The organism is Veillonella sp. S13053-19 (assembly GCF_002959835.1).
Taxonomy (GTDB): domain Bacteria; phylum Bacillota; class Negativicutes; order Veillonellales; family Veillonellaceae; genus Veillonella; species Veillonella rogosae.
In genome coordinates this window covers 85,564-111,509 of sequence record NZ_PPDA01000014.1, presented here as the reverse complement: position 1 = coordinate 111,509, position 25,946 = coordinate 85,564, and the positions used below count along the sequence as shown (strand labels likewise).

The following is a 25,946-nucleotide window of genomic DNA, read 5'->3' as shown; positions in this document are numbered from 1 at the left end:
TGCTGTGCCTATAGCTACAGTTTTGAAAGAAATATATATTAAATATAGATTTAAAATGGATGCAAAAACGAACGAAAATATTTGCGTTCGTTTTTGCGCCCGTTTTGTGATATAGTATATAAGAAGGTGGGTGATAATATGCGTGAAACTAAATCCTTAGAATTTAAAGAATCAGTTACTAATACATTTTTAAAAACTGTAAGTGCTTATGCAAATTACGGAACAGGAATAATCCGGTTTGGAATAAAAGATAATGGGGCTATTGTTGGGATAGATAATCCAAAAGAAGCATGTTTATCTATTGAAAACAAAATTAATGATAGTATTACACCAATTCCTAATTTTAGTTTAGATATTGATGAAACTACTAATGTTATAACTTTAACTGTGGAAAAAGGTAAGGATACACCTTATTTTTATAATGGAAAATCATATAGACGTAGTGATAGTGCTTCAATACCAGTAGATACAATTGAATTGAAGCGATTAGTTATGGAGGGCGAGAATCTTTCATTTGATAGTTTAGTTTCTAAACATCAAGATTTACAATTTACTGTGCTAGAAGATGCTTGTAAATCTATTATGGGAATATCTGCTTTAACTCGAGATTTACTTATTACCTTAGAATTGTATCGGATGAATGAAGGATATACTATTGCTGGTGAGCTATTAGCGGATGAAAATTCATTTCCTGGTATAGATATGGCTCGATTTGGTGAATCTATAAGTATTTTCTTGGAAAGAAATACGATTGAATACACATCATTATTAAATTATTATAATGAAGCATTAGTCATGTATCGACGTTACTATCAATATAGTGAAATAAAAGGATCATCTAGAAATCAATATGAACGTATACCTGAGACGGCATTTAGAGAGGCTATTGCTAATGCATTGGTTCATCGTGCTTGGGATATACCAGCTCATACTAAAATTTCTATGTTTGATGACTATATTGAAATTGTATCGCCTGGAGGTTTACCAAAAGGATTAGGAGAATCTCAATATTTAGAAGGCCAAATTTCTATCCTTAGAAATCCTATCATCGGGAATGTATTTTTTCGATTAGACATTATTGAGCGTTATGGTACTGGTATACAACGTATTCAAGAGGCTTATAGAAATAGTGTTATAAAACCACAATTTGATATTTCAGAAAACTCGATAAGAATCATTTTACCTGTCATTGAACAAAATTTAGATAAATTAACAGCTGATGAAAAGAAAATATATGATATTCTACAATTTAAGGCTTTGCCTTCAGGAAAATTAGTAGAGTATACAGGGTTTGGAAAAACGAAGGTATTACAAATTGTTAATAAATTAGTGAAATCAGGTTTTTTAAGAAAACAAGGTTTAGGACGTGGTACTACATATACTGTTAAGTAATTGTAGAATATAAATAACAAGATAAAAAGCGAACGTAAAATTTTACGTTCGCTTTTGCTCGTTTTCGTTCGTTTATAGTCTCTAAACAAACAAAATGTTATGTATTTATTATTTATTTTTTCTTAATTGTATATAAACGTGTGCCGTTTTCTTCAGTCGTTACAAGTTCAAAGGCTGGATCGATAGCTTTCACAAAAGCTTCGAACCATGTTTGGTAAGCTACAGCCATGAATTTAGGGTCAACGCCCGCTGTACGCCAGTAGCCTGCTTGTAATCTATGGTCACCCACCCATGTGAACTCATCTGGGCTTTCAGAAACCACTTGGTCACCGCCATCGCAAGGCATGCCATTTACGTAGAAGTTTTGCAACGCATTGTAAATCGCTGGAGCACTGTGTTCTTCAAGGTTGTCTTGCGCCACAACGCCACATGCTTGGCCTTGTACAGCAAAGGCATCGAGAATAGCTGTTACTACGTTCACTGCTTCGTCGCCGGAGTTAGTGTCGAGCAAATCTCTGATGAAAGCTGCTTCGCGAACGGATGCGATGTTGATTTGGTTCGCCAACCAGCCGTGGATATTGCCGTGATCGATGATATTTTCCAGAGGAATGCTTGGATTGATTGGTTCGCCGTATGTATCTACGGAGATAGAGTGTAATTCCTCTGCCAAATCATCAACAACTTTAGTTGTTTTTTCTAAAATCAAGTTTTCACGCTCTACGAGCAATTGAATTTTACGATATAACCAGTAATGGATGTGACCTAAGAATGCGGACATATTAAGCTCCTTTTCGTGCTGTTTCTAACTTCTCTACTAAATCGTATACATTAAAACCGTGAATTTCTGCGGCTTGCCATAATGGCTCAGCTGTGGCAGAAGGGCAGCCTAAGCAACCCATGCCGATGCTTTGCAATACAGGCACAACATTTGGATATGTTTCCACGATGTCGCGAATGATTGTGTCTGGAGTAATAGGAGAACCTACTTCGAGGCGAGGTGCTTCGACTTCAGGATCGTTACCTTGACCAGGCAAGAACACAGCTGGTTCTTCGGATTTGCTTTCAGCTGGAGCACCTTCAAGGTCGCCCAATACAGCTGCTTTGAAAGCCTCTAAACCAATGCGGTCAATGAATTCGCCCATGCGTTCGATTTGAGCATTTTCTTTATAGTATGCAATGATACGATCTACCAATGCAAGAGCTTCTTTTTCAGTTGTTACTTCAGCGATGAGGTCGCCAATGCGAGGGTGTGCACCGCCGCTACCGCCAGCGTATACATTCCAGCCCTCTACAGTACCGATAATACCAACATCTTTCAGGCGGCTTTCAGTACAAGAATTAAGACAACCGGACACGCCGATTTTCATTTTGTTTGGCATTTCTTGAGACAAATATTTGCGCTCGATTTGCATGCCAAGATGTACGCTATCTTGTTTAGCACGTTTACAGAATGTAGTACCTGGGCAGATTTTTACGCTGCGCACGCGGTTAGATACAGTGTACGCTGGCTCCATGCCGAGCATCTCCCAAGCTTTATCTACGTCTTCTGCTTTCAAATTCGTAATCATAATGCGTTGGCTGGCAGTCAATTTTAGAACGGCGCCGAACTCATTGGCTACGTTGATATATTTTTGTAATTGTTCAGGTTGAATGAAACCTCCAGGAATGCGAGGTGTAATTGCATAACGGCGTTGGCCGTTTTTAATGCGTTGTAAATTTGCTGCAATTTGTGCCATATTAAATCCTTTCTCGAGCCCTCTCTGCAGAGAATTGTGGCTAAAACTACTTAGTTAATCTATATGATTCTTTGTTTGTAAAATATATACGCCATTGGGTTTTGTGAAAGCTTCGCACGTATACGAACAGCGTGATGAGATCAACTAGGCGATGCCTCATCAAAACCCGGCGTAACGATCAGTACGGGTATTAAATACTGACCCGATGTTCCTAGTATAAACTATTTTAACACGTAATAATGTAACCTAGGCTACAAAATTGAAAGTTTTTAATATTAATTATTAATAGTATATATGATTTATAATACTAGATATTATAAAGTAATTTACCTAATTGGTAAATTATATGTTTACATTTATAGTTAAGAGAGTATAATAGAATTAACCTACCAGGTAAATTATTATAAATGGCCATTTATATTGTATCAACCATTCACTATGATTTGAGATATTGTTGATTTTCATTAGTATAGGAGATATACATATGAAGATATATGAGAGTAAAACTTTTATTGCTATACCGCCTGGAATGACAATAAAAGAGGTTTTAGAAGATAGACATATGTCCCAAAAAGAATTAGCTACACGAATGGATATGAGTGAGAAACACATTAGTAAGCTCATTAATGGAGAGGTGCCACTAACGCAGGATGTGGCAATGCGTCTTGAACGGGTATTTGGTGTAGAGGCAAGTTTTTGGAATGGATTAGAAGCTAATTACAGAGAAAAGATACTAAAAGTGGAGTATGAAAACTCCATTGATGAAGAAATCAACTTTGCTAAACCTTTTGGTTATGCCAAACTCGCACGTTTAGGCATTGTGCCAGAAACAAAAAAGGCAGCTGAACAGGTTAATAATCTACAAAAGTTTTTTGAGGTAGCTTCTTTAAAACATGTAGCTGATGAAATGGTTATGCCCTTAGTATATGAAAATATTAAGGATATGGAACCAGCTAAAAAGAGTGCGATTTATACACTAGTACAAATCACAAAAGGGCAGGCTCGTTTTGTAGAAGTCAATCCTTACGATGCGGAGTTACTAAGAAAATTTATACCAAAAATTAAGGACCTTTCTAGTGAACCTTTAATCGGTGTGAAAGAGCCTCTTAAGGATATGCTAGCAGCATGTGGTGTAATTATTGTGTATTTGCCAATTATTGATAACATAACCTCTACATGTATTACCTATTCCAAAGGAAACTCCATTGTTCTTGGCATACCAACGGAAGACACTGATGATTTTTGGAATTTATTAGAAGAAGCGCTACATAATTTGGTAGAACGAGACTTTCCTCACAGTAATCGGAAATATCGCAACAATGATCCTGTCACTGTGGTGAATTATTAATTCAGTTTTTGTAAATATGTAAGGTGGTACTTTTTAGGCTTTTCTTAGGTCTTTCATTATGCAATTTGTAAGGACTTTCAAAGTACAATCCGTAGGACTCTCATCCTGTAACAAAATAGCGTATAATAGACACATAGAATATTCTTGATATAGGAGTACCAATGAAAGTCCTTTACGATACAATTTTAAAAGCGAAATATACAGGTCGCCCGAACCGTTTTGTGGTGACCTTAGATTTAAATGGTAAAAGCGTGCTCGCTCATTTGCCAAATCCTGGTCGCATGTGGGAGCTTTTGTTTACAGGTGTAACGATGTATATCGTGCCTCACGATAAGCCTGATGCGAAAACAAAATATCGCGTGGTCGGCATCGAGCGCGATGGCGTAGTGATTATGCTCGATACAAACTACAGTAATGATGTAGCGCAGCATTTGATTGAAAATAAACTCATCCCTGGCTGGGAAGAGTGGCGCATTGTAAGGCGGGAGTATACAGTTAAACTACATGGCACATCATCACGTTTTGACTTGCTCCTCACCAATGATAAAGGTGATGAGTTCCTGTTAGAGGTTAAGTCTTGTACGCTATTCTCTAAGACCGGTGCTATGTTCCCTGATGCCATTACGGAGCGAGGGCGTAAGCATTTATTGCATTTGAAAGAATTGCAAAATGAAGGTTACCACACAGGGGTTCTATTCCTCGTACAATGGGATAGAGCGCAGTGGTTCTTGCCGGACTACCATACCGATTTGGAGTTTGCTAAAACCTTTAAAGAGGTAGCCCCTTCTTTAGACTGGAAAGCCGTTGCTGTGGCGTGGGATGAGACTTTCACCATGCCTACTGTAACCCGCGAATGTTCCTATCCTAGTAGTATTCTCGACACAGAGGCTCACGATAGCGGCGTGTATGTGATGGTCATGCATCTTGATCATGATCTTGACCTTGAAATCGGCTCTAAAGGGATGATGCATTTCAAGGCGGGATACTATATGTACGTAGGCTCTGCGAAGGCGAACTTAACGAAACGCATTGAACGCCATAAGCGAAAACGAAAGAAAATGCACTGGCATCTAGACTATTTCCGCGGTCACTGCGAAATGATAGCAGGTCTGCCGATTCGAACTAGCTGGGATGATGCGGAATGCGCTCTCGCTGATGCAGTCCGTGGCGTTGCCGAATGGGATGTGTCTAAATTTGGATCCTCTGACTGTGACTGTAAAAGCCACCTATTTGGGATGACGGAAAATCCTATTCATAACAAAGCGTTCATGGATGTAGTGGAACTTTATAGAATGAATATGCTAGATGAATTAATTTAAAGGAAATTATTATTGATGGGGCCCGCATGCTATATGCTTAATTAGTTAAGTGATTGTTGTTGGGGCCCCGTCACATAGTGGTTTACTAGTTAAAAAAGTTAGACACTTATTCCTTTGCTCCATAGTGACCTAAGTCGCTCATTCATAAGTGTCTAACTTTTTTACAACCCTATATGTGGACTAGTCCCAACAACAAAAGCACTTTTCCTTTCACATGGGGCGAGGCCCCTGATGGGGAAAGGGTGTGAAGTAGAGTATCAACAATCAGCTGATGTTATCAATGATTGTGTCTGCATATTTGATATGAATACTTGATACAAATGGGGAAAAGGAGAGAGGTGTGGTTGTGTATGCCTTTGTTTGTTAGGTTTGTGTTGTTGGTTTTTGTGTGTGTTTGTAGTGTTGTATTGGGTGGTTGTACTTCTTCTCGGTTAACGACGCTCGATGCGGATCCGTATATGCCAAATGATGTGAAGGAAATGGTTGAGAAGCGTTTTGCGTCGTATCATCCTCGTCTAGTTTTGCAGGCTTCTGAGGTTGTTACCACAAAGCCTTATAAGCACTATAAATATACGTTTCTTGATGAAAATAATGGCATTGTTTTTACTGCGCGTGCTTCTGTTGAGGTTCCTCAGTTGCCTATTCCTGGTGGTCAACGGGTTACGAACGCAGAGTATAGGTATGCAGAGGCTTATTTAGATCGCTTGAATAGTGAGGTAGCACTGCTTGCTGTAAAGTATAGATTTCAGGTAGCTAATAATGAGGAGCGCAAAGCGCTAATGGATGCTAAGATTATGCGTCCAGAGGGTAATAGTACAGCGCCTTTGTTTGAGGAAGGGGATTTTATATTTCTTAATCAAACATCGAATGGTGCTGGTGTAGTGGGTATGTTAACAGACATATACTCTCTATATAAACCTAATGGTGACGAGACCTTAGTAAGTAGCGTGTATGGCCGTAAGGTTAGCTTTTACTATTTACCAAATGGTGAAACAGACAAGAGCAAGGCTCTGTACCTAATAAGTTTCAAAATTAGAGGGCGGGAAGATTGGCGAGATACCTTAATGAGTGGTGTTGGTTATCAAGATAAGAGTTCTGAGCAGATTGAACGAGACATAATTACCTTTGTTGATCGGGAAATACAACAGGCTGTGCGAGGAAAATAGGTCAGGGAGAGGTGTATCTATGAAGCAGTTGATTAGGTATATATCATTAGTTGTTGTGTGTATTTGTACATTTTTATTGAGCGGTTGTTCTTTTGTGTGGACTACGGAGAACGGTGATCCTGCCACGCCAGAGGATATCAAGGCTAGTGTGGAAAAGGAGTTCAGCGTTGTTCATCCGCGTCTAGTTCTTCAATCTGCTGTGGTGGAGAAGGAGAAACCCTTCCAACGCAATGTGTATGTTTTTTATGATGAAAGCAACGGTTTTTCTTTTACCATAAATTCTGTGGTGCATCGTCCAACCTTGCCAGTGCCTGGTGGAGAGCGGGATACAAATGCGAATTTTGTTTATTCCGAAGAATATTTAATTCATTTAAACGGGAAGCTTGTGGAGGAGGCCAAGCCGTATGGATTGCGGATGGCTCCCTATGAGGAAGTCCTAGAACTATCTAAACTTAGCGCCACACGTGTAGCAGGTACTAATAAGATACCTCTATTTAGATCCAACGAGATTATCTTTGTAGATAAGTCTGTAAAGGGTGAAGATATTCTAACCTTTATGAAATCCATATATAGCGAGTATAAACCGCAAGATAACCCAGCTCTATTGCATCCTCGCGCTGAAAGACATATTGGCATTTACTATTTGCCAAACGGGGAAGCGGACAAAACGAAAGCTGAGTATTTGATAGGTTTTAGGTATATGGCAAGAAATGACTGGAAAGAAACTATGTTAACCGGAATTGGTAGCACTGGTAAAGATACCTTCGCCGTAGAACGAGACTTTGTTAAAATTTTAGATCATATGATACGTCAGTCTATTTGATTTGGCTGATAAGATGATAAAGCGATTATTTAGGGATTATAATCCTAAAATTTAGTATAGTTAAAATGAATAAGGATTGTAATCCTAAAATATGATATAATTATTATAAATAAGGATTATAATCCTTATTTAAGTTAAAAATATTAGAATTAGGATTGCTATCCTAAAATGTGTTTCTACTTAATGCAATAATAGTTAATATTGTTGAGATAAGGAGGTTATAATGCCTTTAATTCAACGAGAGCAATATTTAGCATTTTTAAGGCGTCATAAAGATCAAGATGTAATCAAAGTCGTTTCAGGTGTGCGTCGGTGCGGCAAATCTACATTATTTGAGGTGTTTAAACAAGAATTATTAGCTAGTGGTGTAAAAGCCAATCAAATCATTTCTATTAATTTTGAAGATTTAGAGTATGAACCATTACAGGAGTATCATGCCCTCCATGAGTACATAGTAGAACGATTGATACCAGATATTCCTATGTATGTATTTTTAGATGAAGTGCAGCATGTAGTACAATTTGAGAAGGTTGTAGGGAGTTTGTTTATCAAACCTAATGTGGATATTTATATTACAGGTTCAAATGCGTATTTTATGTCCTCTGACATTGCCACATTATTAACTGGCAGATATGTGCAAGTTGAGATGCTACCTCTTTCATTTAAAGAATTTCATAGTGCATATAGTCAGCAAAACTTGTCAGATATGGATATATACAACTTGTATATCGAGCATAGTTCTTTCCCTCGGCTTGTACATGTTGAAGATGATGAAAGTATTGATGAGTATTTAGATAGTATTCTTAATACGGTTGTTTTAAAAGATATTGTGACGAGATTAAAAATTACAGATGTCCCTTTATTATTGGATATTATTAAATATTTATTGGCTAATATAGGGAGTTTGATTAATCCAACGAAGATTGCGAATACGCTCACTAGTTATGGTCGCAAAACGGATAATAAAACGGTTGAGAAGTATTTACAAGGTCTTAAAGATGGTCTTTTAATCTATGAAGTTGACCGATTTGATGTAAAGGGAAAAGCGTTGTTGCAGCGAAATGCTAAATATTATGTTGTAGATAGTGCATTCCGTAAGTTTTTATTAAGTCGTACAGATTCGGATCGAGGTCATATATTAGAAAATATTGTATATTTGGAATTAGTTAGACGTGGATATCGTGTATACGTAGGGCATTTGCAAAATGGTGAAATAGATTTTGTAGCTAAAAAGCCACATCGGTTAGAATACTATCAAGTAAGCTATACCGTAATGGAAGATACTACGTTACGACGTGAATTATCACCGTTAGAGCAACTTGATGATAACTATCCTAAATATTTACTTACAATGGATGTGTTACATAAAACAGATAATCATAATGGTATAGAGCAAAAGAATGTTTTAGATTGGCTACTAGAGTAGGTGAAGTAGCTTTCACAAAAATGCCTATAATATTAGCCTTTAGCCCTTAAAAATGCTATAATATTATGATGTATTATAATCAGTGTTAGTAAAATGAGGTGAGATTGTGGCAGACCAACAATGGTCCCATGGGAATATTCATCCCGTTCAGATTGATAAAGAAATGAAGAACGCCTATATCGATTATGCGATGTCCGTAATCGTAATGCGTGCTCTTCCAGATGTGCGCGATGGCTTGAAACCAGTACATCGTCGTATTTTGTACGCGATGCACGAAACAGGCATGACGCCAAATAAACCGTACAAGAAATCCGCTCGTATCGTCGGTGACGTACTCGGTAAATATCATCCACATGGTGATAGCTCTGTTTACGATGCAACGGTTCGTTTAGCGCAAGATTTCAATACGCGCTACCTCTTAGTAGACGGCCACGGTAACTTTGGTTCCATCGACGGCGATAGTGCCGCTGCGATGCGTTATACCGAAGTACGTATGGCGAAAATTACGCAAGAAATGCTCGCTGATATCGACAAGGAAACTGTTGATTTCATGCCGAACTATGATGAAAGCCTGCAAGAACCTACAGTATTACCAGCGAAGATTCCAAATCTTCTCATCAATGGTTCTAGCGGTATCGCCGTAGGGATGGCGACAAATATTCCGCCGCACAACCTTAATGAAGTATGTAATGGCCTTACCATGCTCATCGATAATCCAGATGTAACTGTGGACGAATTGATGACGCAAATCAAAGGTCCAGACTTCCCGACTGGGGCGCTCATTTTGGGCCGGGAAGGCATTAAGAAAGCGTACTCCACAGGTCGTGGCAGCGTAAAAATGCGTGCTCGTGCAACCATTGAAGAAATGGCGAAGGGCAAGCATAAAATCGTAGTGACTGAGATTCCATACCAAGTTAACAAGGCTCGCGTTATTGAAACGATTGCAAATTTGAGCCGCGACAAGGTTATTGATGGCATCACAGCACTTCGCGACGAATCTGACCGTCAAGGTATGCGCATCGTTATCGAATTGCGCGCTGACGTGCAACCAGATATCGTACTTAACAAATTATATAAACACACTCAACTTCAAGAATCTTTTGGCGTGATTATGTTGGCTCTCGTAGACGGTCATCCTCGCGTATTGAATTTGAAAGAAGTATTGGGTTACTACTTAGATCACCGTCTCAATGTAATCGTACGCCGTACTCAATTCGAGCTTAACAAAGCCGAAGCGCGTGCTCACATCTTGGAAGGCTTGTTGATCGCCCTCGACCACATCGATGAAGTTATCGCTACAATCCGCAGTTCTCAAACTGACGAAATCGCACGTAACGCATTGATGCAAAAATTCGGGCTTTCAGAAAAACAAGCAGTAGCCATCCTCGACATGCGTTTACGCCGTTTAACAGGCTTGGAACGCGAGAAAATCGAAGACGAATACAAGGAATTGTTGGCATTGATCGAAGACTTGAAAGCTATCTTGGCTAGCGAAGCGCGTCAACGTCAAATCATCAAAGACGAACTAGAAGATATGAAGAAGAAATACGGCGACCCTCGTCGTTCTGAAATCACTATCGATACGTCCGACCTTGATGTAGAGGACCTCATCGCTGACGAAGAGATGGTTATTACCTTGACTAAACAAGGTTACATCAAGCGCATGAACGCGAACGTATATCGCAACCAACATAAAGGTGGCGCTGGCGTTATCGGCATGAAGACTAAGGAAGACGACTATGTAACGCAAATTATGCATGTTCGTACGCATAATACATTGTTGTTCTTTACGTCCACAGGCCGTACATACCGCCTCAAAGCATACGAAGTGCCAGAAGCAGGTTCTCGTAATTCTCGCGGTACTGCCATGGTTAACGTATTGCCATTAGCTGTAGGCGAATCCGTTACGACTATGATCGACCTTGAACGCGTTCAAGAAGATGTAAACTTATTCATGGTAACTGAGTTCGGCGTTGTAAAACGTACAGCTATCGAAGAATATCGCAACATCCGTCGTTCTGGTCTCAACGCTATCAACCTCGACGAAGGAGATCACTTGATTTCCGTTAACGTAACGAATGGCAGTCAAGACATCTTGCTAGGTACTAAATTGGGTATCGCTATTCGCTTCAGCGAAAATGACGTTCGTCTCATGAAACGTGCGGCTCACGGCGTGCGCGGCATTAAACTCAATGCAGGCGACGTGGTTGTAGGTGCTGGTGTTCTTAATGCTGATGAAAGCGAAGCACAAGTGTTTACTATCTCCGAAGAAGGTTTCGGTAAACGCAATGATGCGGAAGCTTACACATTGCAAAAACGCGGTGGTAAAGGCTCTAAGAACTTTAAGATTACGAACAAAACTGGCGACGTAGTATCCGTAGAGGTTGTTCATAACGATGACGAAGTTATGCTTATCTCTGAACAAGGTAAGATTATTCGTTTCAACATGAACGATATTGCTGTTAAAAAAGGCAAAGCTATTTCTGGTGTGAAAACACAAAACCTCGACGAAGGTGATAAAGTAGCTAGCATTGCTGTTATTCCAGGTTCTGAAATCGAAGAAGACGCAACTGAAGAATAATATAATTAAGTAATTAAGATACAAATATGTAAGTAACTATGGGCGGCCATCTTAGATGGTCGTCTCTAGCGTTAAGGAGTTATAAATGAAAAAATGGTTAGCTGCTATGTTTGCAGCAGGGGTTTTCTTTGTAGGTGGCTTTGGCCAAGCGAGTGCCGCTGATTGGTACTATATCGATGCTGATGCAGACGATGCAGCATGGTTTATCGACAACTCTTCTGTATATAAAACAGATGATGCGGCTACAGTACTTGTTAAAATTAACAATGTAGAAGGCTTCACATACATCTACACAGTACGCATCGATCGTAAAGAAAAAACATGGACAGAACTTGATACAACAGTATACAGTGCATCTGGCGTAGCGTTGTTGTCCAGCAAAGAAGCACAAAAACCTACGAAAATTGAAGAAGATACCATGGGCGCGGAAGTTATGCAGGCCCTATGGGGTAAATAATCCAACAATTTAATATCAGCCTTCAAATCCATTGGATTATTTAAAGCCCATAGGGGCCTCGCTAGACGTTCCTTAGGTGCTCTATATAATTTATGCATTTAATAGAGTTTTTATTAGCATTATACAATTATGGTGTTATAATGAAGTCATAGTGAATTGTATTATGCGAAATGCATAGTTGTTTAGATTTTCTAATCAGGAGAGAACGGTTATGAAAAAATGGTTTGCATGTTTAGCGGTAGCAGGTTTGTTATTCAGTGCTGGTGTAGGCGTGTCTCATGCTGAAAGTTGGTATCCTCTTAATACTGATGCGGATGGTCGTACTGGTTACATCGACAACGATACGGTAGAGAAAGACGATGCACAGGCTAAGTTGAATTTAAAGATTGTTGACCCTAGCGGTGATCACTCTATTTATACTTTACAATTCAATCGTGCTGCAAAGACTGCGAAACTGCTCGAGATGAAAGCATACAATCCAGCAGGCTATATGATCGGTGGCCAAACATACGACAATACAGAAATACAAATACAAGAAGGAAGTAATTTAGATCACGTGTATCACTTGATTTGGTAAATTTCCTCTTCGGTTATGAACGGGTGAATATATCTCTACGTCCTCCAAAGCGAGCTAAGTCGTCCTACGAGATATATTCACCCGTTTTCTCATTTCCTGATGAGGAAATGTATCCAAAACGGCGTTTTAGAAGAAAGTGACCTAAGTCGGTCTCAAAGAGATAGAACCCTTTCTGTACGTATGATTAAATTTACTCAAAACTGCGTAGGGGAATAGCGAGCTAAGTCGTCCTACGAGATATATCCCGTTTTCTTCTAATCCTAATGAGGAAACTTACGATATCTGCGTTGGGGAAAAAGCGAGCTAAGTCGTCCTACGAGATATATTCACCCGTTTTCTCATTTCCTGATGAGGAAATGTATCCAAAACGGCGTTTCAGAAGAAAGTGACCTAAGTCGGTCTCAAAGAGATAGAACCCTTTCTGTACGTATGATTAAATGTATCTAAATTATTTATTCCCTTATTTTATGGTATAATTTAAGGGAATAATTTTATTTCTAAGGGATTAGAATGGAATGGAGGTGTGTGTATGCGTCGTTTTGAGTATGGTCGGATTCAGTCTTTGTCATGGGATATGGATATGTTAAGTCTTATTGCGGGAATCTACCGGGCGAATGGCAAGGAGGAGGTTTTGCTTTCTCAGAGTCCTACGGTGTTGGAGTCTCTTGTGGAGTTGGCAAAGGTGCAGAGTACGGAGGCTTCGAATGCGATTGAAGGGATTGTGACGACGAGTACACGCCTTCGGCAGTTGGTGGCGGATAAGACGACGCCTCGAAATCGGGATGAGCAAGAGATTATGGGTTATCGTGATGCGTTGAATATCATCCATGATAGTTATGATTCTATAACGTTGTCACGAAATCATATTTTGCAGTTACATAAGATTCTCTATCAGTACCAGTTTAATGCTCGTGGAGGGCAGTTAAAGAGTGTGCAGAATTATATTAGCGCCACCTATCCAGATGGTCGTACTGAGGTTTTGTTTACTCCATTGGCCCCATATGAAACGGCGGAGGCTTTAGATCAGATTTGCACGGAATATAATCGTGTTGTCGGCAATAGTGAGGTGGAGCCGCTATTGGCGATTCCTATATTTATTCATGATTTCTTGTGCATTCACCCCTTTAACGATGGTAATGGTCGCATGAGTCGATTGTTGACGACATTGTTGTTGTATCGCAGTGGCTTTATGGTCGGTAAATATGTGTCCTTAGAGGCTAAAATCGCCGCAAACAAGGATATGTATTATGCTGCTTTGCGCGAGTCTAGTGATGATTGGTATGGTGAAAGCTCTTGTCCTACGGCTTTCATTCGGTATTGGTTACAAATGTTATTGGCCGCGTATCATGACTTTGAAGACCGCAGTTCTTTATTGGTAAATAGCACCTCTGTGATACATCAGGTGCAAACTGCCATAGACAATCATTTAGGGGCTTTCACAAAGCAACATATCCGAGAATGGTGCCCAAATCTCAGTGATAGTTCTATTGAGGGCGCAGTTCGTACGCTTGTGAAGAATGGTATAATTAGTCGTAAGGGGGGCGGACGTTCTACCTATTATGTGAAGGTATAAAGGTTGAGCACGTTTGTCTTTCATAAAATATTTAGTTTTATCGAATATACTAGATTCCATATTCTTGTATTTAATTCGAGAGGTATAATATGAAAAAAACATTAGCAGCTGTTTTGGCAGCAGGCGCTTTATTGATTGGTGGCATTGGTAGTGTTGATGCTGCTAACTGGTACACTGTAGGTACTGACAGCAACGGTATCACTTGGTCTATCGACAATGATTCCGTTAAAAAAGATGATAAAAAAGCTGTAATGGACATTAAAGCTATGGACTACGAAGGTTACCACTACATCGTGACTGAAGAGTTCAATCATAAAAAACAAGAAGTAAAAGACCTTAAGGTTACTCTTTACGATCCACAAGGTTATGTTGTGAAAGAGGAACAACCTAACAAAAACAGCCGTAAGGTTGAGCCAGGTACTCCTGCACAAGCAGTATTCCAACTTATCTGGGGCGGTAAATAATCTAATCCTATAGACGAGCACAGGGCTTAGCCGTAATACACTGTTGAACAGTCATGCCTCGTTTAGATTAATGATTATTGTGAAAGCTTCACACACGCACGTTCTCCTATGGAGGGCGTGCGTTTTTTTGTCTATTGTGTATTACTCTTTTAATTCCTTTAAAATAGGTGAATTATTTATCTATTCGTGATAAAATGTGATTTATATTATAGATTTTGTATAAAAGTGTAACAATTATACATAGTATAAACTTTCACTATAGCGTATACTATAGATACGATGAAGAAGTATGGTTAGGGCGAAGTGCTCCGTAGTTTAGCATATTTCGTCCGAAAAGGTTTAGTAGTTATAGTTTGTTAGAGGAGGTCCTCATGTCTCAATATCAATTAATCGATAAACGTGTACCGATTGCACTCAACAATCCGTCAATTACTCATGATATTGATAAATGTAAAAATTGTACGTTATGCCGTCGCGCTTGTGCGGACGTAATGAGCGTACTTGATTATTACGATCTTGATGCAAATGGTGATGTTCCTGTATGTATTCACTGTGGTCAATGTGCAGCTGCATGTCCATTCGACTCCATGCATGCTCGTTCCGAGCTTGATAAGGTGAAAGCAGCTCTTGCAGATCCTGAAAAAATCGTTGTTATCCAAACAGCTCCAGCTGTTCGTGTAGCTATCGGTGAAGGCTTCGGCTATGAACCAGGTACGTTCCTTGAAGGTAAAATGGTTGGTGCATTGCGTGCACTTGGTGCAGATTATGTAGTAGACACTAACTTTGGTGCGGACTTAACAATCATGGAAGAAGCATCTGAGCTTGTAGATCGTCTTAACAAAGGTGGTCAAATTCCTCAGTTCACAAGCTGCTGCCCAGCGTGGGTACGCTTTGCGGAAATTTACTTCCCAGAATTGCTTCCTAACTTATCTTCCACACGTTCTTGTATCGCTATGGAAGCGGCTATGATTAAAACATACTTTGCAGAGAAAAAAGGCATCGATCCTCGTAACATCGTGTCCGTATCTGTAAATCCTTGTACAGCTAAAAAAGCAGAAACAAAACGTGAAGAAGAGAATGCGGCAGCTCGTTTCTACAACGACGATTCCATTGGCATGGATACAGATATTTCCATCACAACTCGTGAGTTTATTCGTTGGATCCAAGAGGAAAACCTCGACTTCAATGCTATTGAAGATTCCCAATTCGATGACTTGATCGGTATGGAAACTGGTGCATCCATCATCTTCGGTAACACTGGTGGTGTTATGGAAGCAGCTATGCGTACAGCTTACAAACTTGTGACTGGCAATGAGCCACCTCCACACGCATTGACTCACCTTGAGGAAGTTCGTGGTATGAATGGCGTAAAAGAAGCGACTGTACAATTGGGTGATGATGTAACATTGTCCGTTGCTGTAGTTCATGGTGGTAAAAACGCTCGTGACTTCTTGAATGCTTTGAAAGAAAATGGCAAACACTATGACTTCATCGAAGTTATGGCGTGTCCTGGTGGCTGTATTGGTGGCGGCGGTCAACCGCGCACTAAATTGCCTCAAGCAGTTAAAACTAAAGAAGCTCGTATCGGTGGTCTTTACGAAGCTGATGCGAACTACAAATGGGTTGCTTCCTACGAAAACGAAGAGATCCAAGCGTTGTACAAAGATTTCCTAGGTGAGCCATTGGGCCACAAAGCACATGAACTCTTGCATACACATTACACAGACCGCAGTGCGGTTCTTGGTACTCGCAAAGACGTAACACCTGAAACGTGTCCAACATCCCCTAAATTCAAAGGCTAATCTTGAATAGCTCGTTAGCAATTGCTGAATAATTGATTATTGAACCTGCAAATGTTTTAGTAATCAAAGGAGTTAAGATTGTACTAACTCTTTAGGGTATAACAATATAAAAATAGAATCCTACGAGTCATGAGTGACTTGATACTTTAATAGCTTCGGCTATTGTAAGCATCACCTTACAAACGATTCGTAGGATTTTATTTATGTAGGGTTTAATACATTTCATTTTATACACTTAAATACGCATTGGATTATATGGAATACTTAATACTCGATATCTAGTTAAGCGTGTATAGATTATATATTTAGTTGATGAACTATTCTCACTGTATAAGCTTATTATGAGAATTCAGTATAAGAACTTGCTTTTATCATGAAAAAAAGATGAAGCATATGGTGTATAATATAGAATCATACTATTTGGATCAAAGGGAGAACTATGGGTGTGTGTGGAGAGAAATACATAGAGAGGCCCATAGCTATCATATTGCATAAGCAGTAAGGAGTTTCTAGGAGAGATGAACCAGTTTTTACGGCGTGCCCTGTGTGGCATAGCCTTGATAGTTGCTGCCGTTGGTACAACTGGATGCCAACATGAGAGTCAGGCAGAGCAAGAGGAGGTACGAACCGTATCGTACCGCGCCGTCATGGAATCGAACAAGCCCGTCCCTGAAAAGGTGAACACTTGGCTTGGAGCCATGTCGCGAGAGGACAAGGTGGGACAGCTGATGATGATCAGCCTCCATGGCAACACATTGGGGCAATCCCAAAAGGATGTAATCCGCAAATATCGTGTGAGCGGCGTTATGCTAACTAATGAAAATATACATAATAAAAACCAAGTGAAAGCTTTCAACAACGATATCATGCAAACGGCGATGACTGCCAGCATGGTGACGCCGTACATCGCGGTGAATCGCGATAAAGTGTTGCACACTAACGATAGTTTCTTGCGCTTGCCAGAACCTAATCGGTTAGGTCAATTGCCGATGGAGCGTATCATTAACTTGGCCACCCGATCTGCCATTGAAATGCGCGATATGGGCTTTAACCTTGTGATTGGGCCCAATGCAAACCTTGGTGTGCCGAATATGTCCTACACATCTGACCCGACTTGGGCAGGCTATATGGACCTAGCCATGGCGGAGCGTTACCAAATCAATCAAATGTGGTTTGGTTATAACTACTTTCCAGCGGTGACCCTTGGGGACGCATCCTTTAATACCGCTGATGAGGCGAAAAACTACCTCAACAATAATGATGTAGCCGTCTTTAAACGACTCATTGCGCAGACGACAGCCAATACCTATATGCTTGTTATGAGCCATATTCAAATTCCAGCTATTGATAACCAGCACTTGGCGAGTGCGTCAAAACCAGTTATTCAAGACTGGCTTCGCAAGGACCTTGGCTATGACGGTATCGTCATGACGGACCGTATCGATGTGGGCGCTTTGCAGGCGAACCAAAAGATAGGGGATTACGCTGTAGCCTCCGTTGTGGCTGGTAGCGATCTCATCCTCGTTGATGCGGACACAGTTCATATCGACGAAGTCCATCGGGCGTTAACACAGGCGGTGGCAAATGGAACGATCACCAATGAACGCCTTAACGAAGCAGTTAAGCGTATTCTATCCATGAAAATGCAAGCACAAATTCAGCAATAATTAAATATGAGTAAAATGCAAATGACGTGTCTTACCTTCTAGGAGGCACGTCATTTTTTATATTTGTTGACTGTAAAATACAGATTACATACCGTACCCGGTATGCTCTTTCAATACCTATATACCTATATAAATACAGTAAATATCGATGCTTTCATAATAGCATGAGTAAAAAATAAACCATAAAATAAGTATATTTTATGCGTAAAAAATTTAACATAATCAAAAGTCATGTTAATAATATGAAAATAAGTTTAAAAATGATTTAAATTTATGATATAATAATCTCCATAGACAGTTGGAGGTGAGAGTATATGAATTTTGTGGGACGTGCTGAGATTATAGAGAGTATCCAGTCCCGTATCGCTGAGGACAATATGAGCTTGTGTGTTGTGTACGGTCCTCATCGCAGTGGTAAATCCTATGTGGCTTCGCAGCTTGTACGCCGTCATAAGGCGTTATATTTGGCGGGGCGCATGGCCAATGAATCAGTCCATGTGGCTGATATGAATAGAGCTCTTGAGGCACGTTTTGTTCCTACTGATGATCAGGACAAGTTCGAGCCTGTAGATAGCTTGCATCAAGCCTTTGTAGGGCTTTTTGAAAGCAGTGTAAAAACTCCGCAAACAGTGGTGATTGATGACTATCCTTCCTTGGTGGAGGCGGTGCCGCAATTCCCCATTCACTTGCGTGATTTATTAGATACTTATAAAGATACGAGTCGTTTGAACATCATTTTGTTTGCAAATGGCTTGGAACAGTTGGATGGCCGCATCATTGGCGAACGCAGCCTCATCGGTCCGTTCGTGTCCGAATACTTTGAGGTGAAACCATTCTCCTTGGTGGATATGAAATCCTTGGGCCTTCACTATGCCAAGGACGATTTGCGCACTGTATTCGCCGTGACAGGCGGTTTGCCTGCATACGTGCAGTACTTTGATAATGGTGAAAGCATCGATACGAATATCATTAATTTGTTCTTCTCCGTATCGGGCGCTCTATTTGAAGAAACACAGAATATTTTACATCGAGATATGAAAAATATAACAGGTGCTAACGCTATCTTGTCTGGCCTTGCTACCCTTGAAAGACCATACTATGTGGAGCTTTTACAAGCAAGCCAAATTAAAAGCGGCACCTTTACATCCCGCTTGAACGATCTTATGTCCATGGGGCTCGTAGGTCGCATTCAAGCCAATAGCCGTGGACCTGCTAAATACGCAGATTACCACTTTACCAATAGCATGTTCCATTTCTGGTACCGCTATGTGTATAAATACTGGGGTGACATCGTGCGCGGTAACGGCGCTGATGTGTACCACACACATGTAAAACCGCAGCTCAAAGACTTTGTGCAAGCAGCGTGCATTGCTATCTAATCTAAGATTGTTTATATTTGCCAATCTTTGATTGAGTACTATTACCCAATGATAGCACTATATTCCTCTTATAAAATAACACCACATCATAGGATGTGGTGTTATTTTTGTATATAATATTAGTATTTACTACTATTATTCACTGGTTATTTTATCTACTAGTACTTATTACTAGTCTTTAGTAAGTAGATTCTAGTAATTTTCTATTTTCAGCAATTACTGTGTTGATCGTATAGTTATGACATAGTATGGATAGAAATTACATTATAAATACAATTAAATAAATAGGAACTCCAAAGAATTGCCGATTTGTCAAAATCCCCGTTCCGCGTTATTGTGTAGTTAAGCGCTATGCCATGGCAGGAAAGGGGATTTATGTTATACCAAAACGAAGAACCTTTAGTACAAAGAACATGTATAAAAACTGCAAGCTTACAATCTGAGGTATTAGATTCTAGAAAATCAGTATCTAATGAAACAGTATCTAAGAAACCATTGTCTGAAAAGGCACAATCTGAGGAAATATCTTCTAAGGAATCAGAGTACAAGGTGCCAGAGGAGCTGAAATTACAGACGCTCATCTGTGGGCATCAGGTATTAACATCCTTATCGGATAAGAGCCTCGTGTCGATCTGTCAAAATCCAAATATGCGGATTCAGACGGTTGGGTACCAGCCGTGGACCGTTGATGAGCTGCGCCATGATGCGGCACAAATCGAGCTCTGTCGCAGGTATCGACCACTCATTTTGCACTACACGAATCGCACGGGGAACCGCGAGTTCCGCGAGGATGTAGAGAGCTATTTATGGGCTATCCTCATGGAGTCCATCTATAGCTTTGACCTTGAGGGGCCCGTACCATTTGCTGGCTTTGTGAAAGCTGGTGTTAGATACGGTTACATGCGGTACTGGAAGCGGGAGCGATTGCGAAATCATCGTGAGATTCACATCCCAGACCGCACTACCGACGATGGAGATGTAGCGGTGGGTATGGATATCTTCGCATCTGGCGAGAATATAGCAGACATGATTATGACCGCCGATGAAGAACAAAGGCTGCGAGCCCGTCTCGTGTGGGCTTTAGGCAGACTGTCTCCCGATCAACGTGACCTATTGCGTCGCGTTTACGGAGAATGCCAAAGTTTGGTATCGGTCAGTGAAGAACTGAACTGTAGTCGCCAAGCGATCCAGCGACGCCATGAACGAGCAATACGAAAACTGCGGAGATACTTGACTACAGATTTTAACAAGATAAAAGTGCATTAGCCCTAAAGGAGGTTAGTGTAATGTACATGTGTTAATATAATTTAATTTCTTATTTATATTCCAAAACTTGTATATTTCTGTTAATCTCGATTAATAGATATACATAAAATATGCAATTCTCAATTTAAATGAGAAAATATTGACACATCAAGCTATACATAACTTTTACAAGATCATAAAGTCTTTAATTATACATAAATTTCTATAGTTTTGTGTATATATTTACAAAATATTCAACGTAGTATACAATTAAATCAGCAGCAGATTAAAGCATGCGAATCTGCTTTCACAGAACACGTGTTCATTGTATTGTTGAAAGGAATGTTCCTAATTAGAGGGGAGAGAATTCCTATGATAACACATGATGAATTAACAGATTTGATGGCCGCTCGGCTATCTAAGGGAGAGGATTTGGATTTGATCTATACAAATCCAAAGAACCACATTGTTTGTTTTATTCCTACGTATCAGCCTAGTGGTGGGGACAGTACGAAGTGCTATTTCGTAGATGGCCGTGAAGAACTGGTCCATCTGCCGATGCGCACCATTACGCGGGAGCTGGCGGTACAGGAAGGGCTGAGGCCCAATTACATTATGACCAGCGACGGTCGGCGTAGCAGCTATACATCGCCTAAGACCTATGGTCCACATCTAACCTTTGCCCATATCAAATGTCGGCGTCCTGTCGGCAAGGACGTGGTGTACGGCCTCTTTAACGTGGCTATACCTTATGAATATATCGTTAGGGAAGGTCCGGAACCCGATACGAGCTATATTCACGTGGGGAACTTCGCACCGATTCTGGTGTACCAATCCCCGCGCCATGTCAAACACAAACTGAACGAAGCCATGCTAGAACACTGTAACTACGTGCGCAAAATGCTAGCCCGCATCAAACTCAGCCAAAACCCACAAGTCGTGGCCGAACTATTTATCGCCTGGAGAGACTTAACGAGATAAAACGTTAGGGGGTGAAAGTAGGATTAAGAGGGGAGAGAAAAGGAGGACATATAGGGAGAAAATAAAATACATAAACAATTAGGTGATCATTAATATATAATATGCCTCAAACACTTAAATATATTCCAAGAAGAACCACTCCTGATAGGGGTGGTTCTTCTTTTGCCTATAATTATTTTCTGCTTAAATCTATTTATAAACCATTAATTTTTAAAGAAATATTATATAAATCTTATATTTATAAGATATAATCATAAAAGATGAAGAATTCATGATGTGTTAATGAATTCTAGTTCTGTGTTAGTGTAATATGATTACATCTTAAGTTATACCGTGTACATGTAAAGGGGTATTGATTATGTGTTTGCAATGGCGTTTTCCTGATAATGGAAATGGTATGGAGTATGGTTTAGAGACGGGCGATATTGATATTTTTAAGAAGGATCCAATTGGCTCATTGGCGCGGGAGATATGCCAAAACTCTATTGATGCTAATAGAGGTATTCATCCTACGCGTATAGAGTTTAGCACTTTTGATGTTGTTCGTAATGATATTCCAGGTATTGATGAATTATCTGAGCAAATTGAAGCTTGTTACCAATATCGTAAAGATGATAAAAAGGAAGGTGCGGCTATTCGGGCAATACACTCTATGATTAATTTGCCGATTATTCCATGTCTTCGTATTAGTGACTTTAATACTACTGGCTTAATAGGTGTCTCTACATTTGAACGTGGTGTACCTTTTTATAACCTAACTAAAACATCAGGTACTAGTTTTAAAGGTGCTGGTAGTGGTGGCTCAAAGGGCATTGGTAAGGCTGCAGCCTTTGTAGCCAGTGGAACAAGAACAGTATTCTATTCTACTTATACACAACGAGAAGAGAAGGGGTATATAGGTATTTCAAAGTTACGCTCTGTACCAATTGATGCAGATGGTTATAAGATGTCTGTTGCAGAAGGATACTATGGCTGTAAAGATGATAGCTTCCCATGTGTAGATAGTGAATTGCGCCTTGATTCTACTTTTACTAGAACCTCTGGTGACTATGGTACTGATTTATACTTAATTGGTTTTGGACATAGAGCCAATTGGAAGTCTGATTTGATGTTTAAACTATTAGACAGCTTTATGGTTGCTTTTGTTAAAGGATTATTAGAAGTTACTGTTGATAACATTACATTAAGTAAAGATACAATTAAAAAAATTATTTATGACGTTACTTCTTTCCCAGGTAAAGATGCTAGTAGTTTAAAGTCTATAATGGCACAATATGAGCTTTTAACATCTTTAGATAATGTTACTCATATTGAAAAAATAGTAAAAGGTTATGGACCTATTGATGTTTTGGTAAAAAGTTACTCTCAAGGTGAAAGTCATAGAGCTACAGGGACTTGTGATATTATCCGATATCCATATATGAAGATTACTAGTCATGGTGTAGGTCGTTTAATACCATATTCAGCTATGTGCATTATTGAAAATGGTGATTTAAATGAAGCTCTACGCCGTATGGAGAATGCAGAACATACAGCTTGGTCTTGGGAGCGTTTAGAAGGTGAAGAAGCACAATCTAATGCAAAATCTACACTTAGTAGATTAAAAAACCTTATCTCTAGAGCGATTAATGAGGCGTTAAAAACAGAAGTGGGCGATAAAACAGATATAGCTGGGGCTGGTGCTTATTTACCTGGCGTAGAGGACTCTGAACCTTTAGATGGAGAGGAGTTAGGTGGTGCTTCGAAAGAATTTACTCATATTGGTAAGATTAGACAGAATCAAGCCGATCATAAACGTGTTGAACTAGAAAATGATAAAGACGATAAAATGGAGCGTAGTGTGACTACTCCTGTATCGGGAGATGATAGCAAAAATGATGCGGAGGTTTCCAACCCAGAAGGTGATCCAGGTTCAACCGGTGTTCACGTTGGGGGCGGTACATCTGTAGATGCAGGTCATCATACTAGTACAAATAATACTGACATAGATGAATCATCTCCTAAAAAGGGATATACTCGAAAGCTCTTAGGCGGTATTCGCTCTAGAAATATGTATGATAAGTCTCAGGAGAAATTCTTACTTACATTTGTATCAAATTGTAATGAAGCGAACTGTGACATAGTTATTAAGGAGATTGGGGAGTCATCTGATACTTACGAAGTTGATATTATATCAGCTGAAATTAACGGTGAATCCTGTACTATAAAAGATGGCATAATAAAAGGAATCAGCTTAGAAACCGGTAAGAAATATACTGTTTCTTATAATGTGAGTAAAGGGAGTAGATTTGCAACAGGGGTAGAGTTTTATGCAAATAGGTAATCGATTATTTCCATATCCAGTGGTAAATAGAAATAAGGCATTGTCCGACTTTAAAGATAATGCTTGTTATAAACTTGCTTTTGGTGATCCTGACTATCCGATTAAAGATGATAGACATGATTTAGTTTTACAAGATATCTATATTGAATTAGTTGATGATACTTTGACTACTTATGTGGAAAAGGGTTTATTACAGCCTATGCTTGTAGTAGAATCTCCAGAAAGTGTTTTCCGTCAGACTTATAAGCTTTCTTTAGTGCCACAAACTATATATATACCTTTGAACAGCTTAAGTGGTAAGGTTACCGTTTCATCATATTTATATGCAACACAAAATATAGCGGATTATAGAAGTTTAAACTTCATTGAGGATTTTGAGGGCATAGATTTTGATTTAAATCAATATGATATTGTAGGCGTTGATGATGGCTTCTCAATTAATATTGAACATAATGATTTAGCAGATAATGTAGCAGAATCTATTTTTGAGGTTATACGAGGAAAAGCTACCCAAAAATATTTGCAATATGAAGCATCTAAAGGTGAGTCAAAAATATATATCTATCTGCCGTCAGATCGATTCGAAGAATATTCAAATGTTAAACATAGTCGCTATTTTATGAACATATTTATGGGCTTAATTGTTATTCCTGTATTAGTAGATATCTTTAATAATATTAAAGAAGAATTTAGAGGCTATACAGATATAACAGACGTAATTGAATCGTATCCATGGTTTAAGTCTGTTGTACGTGCCTATAATGCAGTTGAAAGAAATAAATTGACGATGGAAATATTTACCGGTTGTGGGGCGTTAGAGTTTGCACAAACTGTATTTAATAATATGAATATCAATGCGATTCAAGATGCAACAAATATGATTCTTAAGGGCGGTGAGATAGATGGGGAAGATTAATATTGGCTACATGACTGAAGCCGCATATAAAGAGCTAAAAGAAAATATTGAGACTTATAAAGACTTCTTTATTAACAATCCAAACGATTCTTCTTGGGTGGACTCACTTGCAGAGGGAAAAGCGTTTCAAGCTAAAGCCTATCAGATTGATGACTTTGTTTTAGAGATACCGGCATCAGCTACGGATATTGCTACTATCACACGAAATTCGATTTTATTATATGAAAAACTTAAGCATTTACCACGTTATATATTAAGTAATAAATACTTTTGGTTATGGTTTATGTTCAAACGATGCTATAGTGTAGCACTTGTAATGATGGAGAAAAAAGAAGTTTCATCATTTAACAATCAATGGCTATTAGGTGGTCGAAGAGGATTGTTTTTTGGTATTATCTCTCGTTGTTATTATCGCGTAGCTTTAACGGTTGATGAAGATCATAATGCAGATAGATATTATCTAACAAAGTTTACATTTGAAAGTCCTTCTAGATTTAGAGAGCTTACATGGCGAACGTTTTCTAGTGAAAAACATATTGTAATGGGATTTATGAGAGCTGTATATGACACTGTAAAATCTGGAAAAGAAAGATCATCTTGTTATGATGATTTGGCTAAAGACGTTTCTCGATTAGGAAGTGTCAAAATCTTAGATGTAATGACAGAAGATGATATATATCATTATGTATTTGATAGATATCAAGAATACTTAAGGGTCAACTAGTAGCTTTAAATTTCGTCAAATTGAATGATAAAAAGAGGTTTATATCA

Annotated in this window: 21 protein-coding genes; 19 read left to right on the top strand and 2 right to left on the bottom strand. The window is 39.3% G+C overall.

What is annotated here, in order from left to right:
- The first annotated feature begins 138 nt into the window (after positions 1-138).
- Positions 139-1,392, top strand: coding sequence for an ATP-binding protein (locus VEHSUH06_RS08990; protein WP_105098613.1), 1,254 nt, complete (start codon positions 139-141; stop codon positions 1,390-1,392).
- 112 nt (positions 1,393-1,504) lie between these two features.
- Here the strand turns inward: VEHSUH06_RS08990 and VEHSUH06_RS08985 are convergent, their stop codons facing one another.
- Both VEHSUH06_RS08985 and VEHSUH06_RS08980 read right to left on the bottom strand, forming a co-directional pair.
- The gene (locus VEHSUH06_RS08985) at positions 1,505-2,170 is read right to left on the bottom strand and encodes a hypothetical protein (RefSeq protein WP_105098612.1); all 666 of its coding nucleotides are present in this window, start codon (positions 2,168-2,170) and stop codon (positions 1,505-1,507) included.
- A gap of 1 nt (position 2,171) precedes the next feature.
- Positions 2,172-3,128, bottom strand: a complete 957-nt coding sequence (locus VEHSUH06_RS08980; RefSeq protein ID WP_105098611.1) for a DUF1858 domain-containing protein — start codon at positions 3,126-3,128, stop codon at positions 2,172-2,174.
- A 484-nt stretch (positions 3,129-3,612) separates the two neighbouring features.
- Here VEHSUH06_RS08980 and VEHSUH06_RS08975 point away from each other — a divergent pair, with 484 nt between their 5' ends.
- From VEHSUH06_RS08975 to VEHSUH06_RS08890, 18 genes are all read left to right on the top strand, one after another.
- Entirely contained in the window at positions 3,613-4,476 is an 864-nt protein-coding gene (locus VEHSUH06_RS08975) for a HigA family addiction module antitoxin (RefSeq protein ID WP_105098610.1), read from the top strand.
- 161 nt (positions 4,477-4,637) lie between these two features.
- A complete protein-coding gene (sfsA, locus tag VEHSUH06_RS08970; protein WP_105098609.1) occupies positions 4,638-5,795 on the top strand; it encodes a DNA/RNA nuclease SfsA in 1,158 nt (385 codons plus the stop codon).
- Between the two features lie 350 nt (positions 5,796-6,145).
- The gene (locus VEHSUH06_RS08965) at positions 6,146-6,961 is read left to right on the top strand and encodes a hypothetical protein (protein ID WP_105098608.1); all 816 of its coding nucleotides are present in this window, start codon (positions 6,146-6,148) and stop codon (positions 6,959-6,961) included.
- Between the two features lie 19 nt (positions 6,962-6,980).
- Positions 6,981-7,784 (top strand): hypothetical protein, encoded by an 804-nt coding sequence (locus VEHSUH06_RS08960; protein ID WP_105098607.1) that lies wholly within the window; start codon positions 6,981-6,983, stop codon positions 7,782-7,784.
- 223 nt (positions 7,785-8,007) lie between these two features.
- A complete protein-coding gene (locus VEHSUH06_RS08955) occupies positions 8,008-9,210 on the top strand; it encodes an ATP-binding protein (protein ID WP_105098606.1) in 1,203 nt (400 codons plus the stop codon).
- A gap of 106 nt (positions 9,211-9,316) precedes the next feature.
- Complete coding sequence (gyrA, locus tag VEHSUH06_RS08950) at positions 9,317-11,791, top strand: DNA gyrase subunit A (protein ID WP_105098605.1); 2,475 nt, start codon at positions 9,317-9,319, stop codon at positions 11,789-11,791.
- An 85-nt stretch (positions 11,792-11,876) separates the two neighbouring features.
- Complete coding sequence (locus VEHSUH06_RS08945) at positions 11,877-12,248, top strand: hypothetical protein (RefSeq protein ID WP_105098604.1); 372 nt, start codon at positions 11,877-11,879, stop codon at positions 12,246-12,248.
- Between the two features lie 211 nt (positions 12,249-12,459).
- Positions 12,460-12,825 (top strand): hypothetical protein, encoded by a 366-nt coding sequence (locus VEHSUH06_RS08940; RefSeq protein ID WP_054747409.1) that lies wholly within the window; start codon positions 12,460-12,462, stop codon positions 12,823-12,825.
- Positions 12,826-13,354: 529 nt separating this feature from the next.
- Positions 13,355-14,398, top strand: a complete 1,044-nt coding sequence (locus tag VEHSUH06_RS08935) for a Fic family protein (protein WP_105098603.1) — start codon at positions 13,355-13,357, stop codon at positions 14,396-14,398.
- Between the two features lie 89 nt (positions 14,399-14,487).
- Positions 14,488-14,862 (top strand): hypothetical protein, encoded by a 375-nt coding sequence (locus tag VEHSUH06_RS08930; protein ID WP_105081801.1) that lies wholly within the window; start codon positions 14,488-14,490, stop codon positions 14,860-14,862.
- Between the two features lie 371 nt (positions 14,863-15,233).
- Positions 15,234-16,664: a [FeFe] hydrogenase, group A gene (locus tag VEHSUH06_RS08925; RefSeq protein ID WP_105098602.1), complete on the top strand. Its 1,431-nt coding sequence runs from the start codon at positions 15,234-15,236 to the stop codon at positions 16,662-16,664.
- A gap of 518 nt (positions 16,665-17,182) precedes the next feature.
- Complete coding sequence (locus VEHSUH06_RS08920; RefSeq protein ID WP_105098601.1) at positions 17,183-18,331, top strand: glycoside hydrolase family 3 N-terminal domain-containing protein; 1,149 nt, start codon at positions 17,183-17,185, stop codon at positions 18,329-18,331.
- Between the two features lie 314 nt (positions 18,332-18,645).
- A complete protein-coding gene (locus VEHSUH06_RS08915) occupies positions 18,646-19,710 on the top strand; it encodes an ATP-binding protein (protein WP_105098600.1) in 1,065 nt (354 codons plus the stop codon).
- A 375-nt stretch (positions 19,711-20,085) separates the two neighbouring features.
- On the top strand, positions 20,086-20,976 hold the full coding sequence (locus VEHSUH06_RS08910; RefSeq protein ID WP_105081797.1) for a sigma-70 family RNA polymerase sigma factor: 891 nt from the start codon (positions 20,086-20,088) through the stop codon (positions 20,974-20,976).
- A gap of 351 nt (positions 20,977-21,327) precedes the next feature.
- Positions 21,328-21,936 carry a hypothetical protein gene (locus VEHSUH06_RS08905; RefSeq protein WP_105098599.1) on the top strand — a complete coding sequence of 203 codons (609 nt, stop codon included), beginning with the start codon at positions 21,328-21,330 and terminating at the stop codon, positions 21,934-21,936.
- A 358-nt stretch (positions 21,937-22,294) separates the two neighbouring features.
- A complete protein-coding gene (locus VEHSUH06_RS08900) occupies positions 22,295-24,259 on the top strand; it encodes a hypothetical protein (RefSeq protein ID WP_105098598.1) in 1,965 nt (654 codons plus the stop codon).
- Positions 24,246-25,175 (top strand): hypothetical protein, encoded by a 930-nt coding sequence (locus tag VEHSUH06_RS08895; RefSeq protein WP_105098597.1) that lies wholly within the window; start codon positions 24,246-24,248, stop codon positions 25,173-25,175. The genes VEHSUH06_RS08900 and VEHSUH06_RS08895 overlap by 14 nt, the downstream gene beginning before the upstream one ends.
- A 10-nt stretch (positions 25,176-25,185) precedes the next feature.
- Complete coding sequence (locus VEHSUH06_RS08890) at positions 25,186-25,899, top strand: DUF6339 family protein (RefSeq protein ID WP_233187929.1); 714 nt, start codon at positions 25,186-25,188, stop codon at positions 25,897-25,899.
- Positions 25,900-25,946 lie beyond the last annotated feature (47 nt).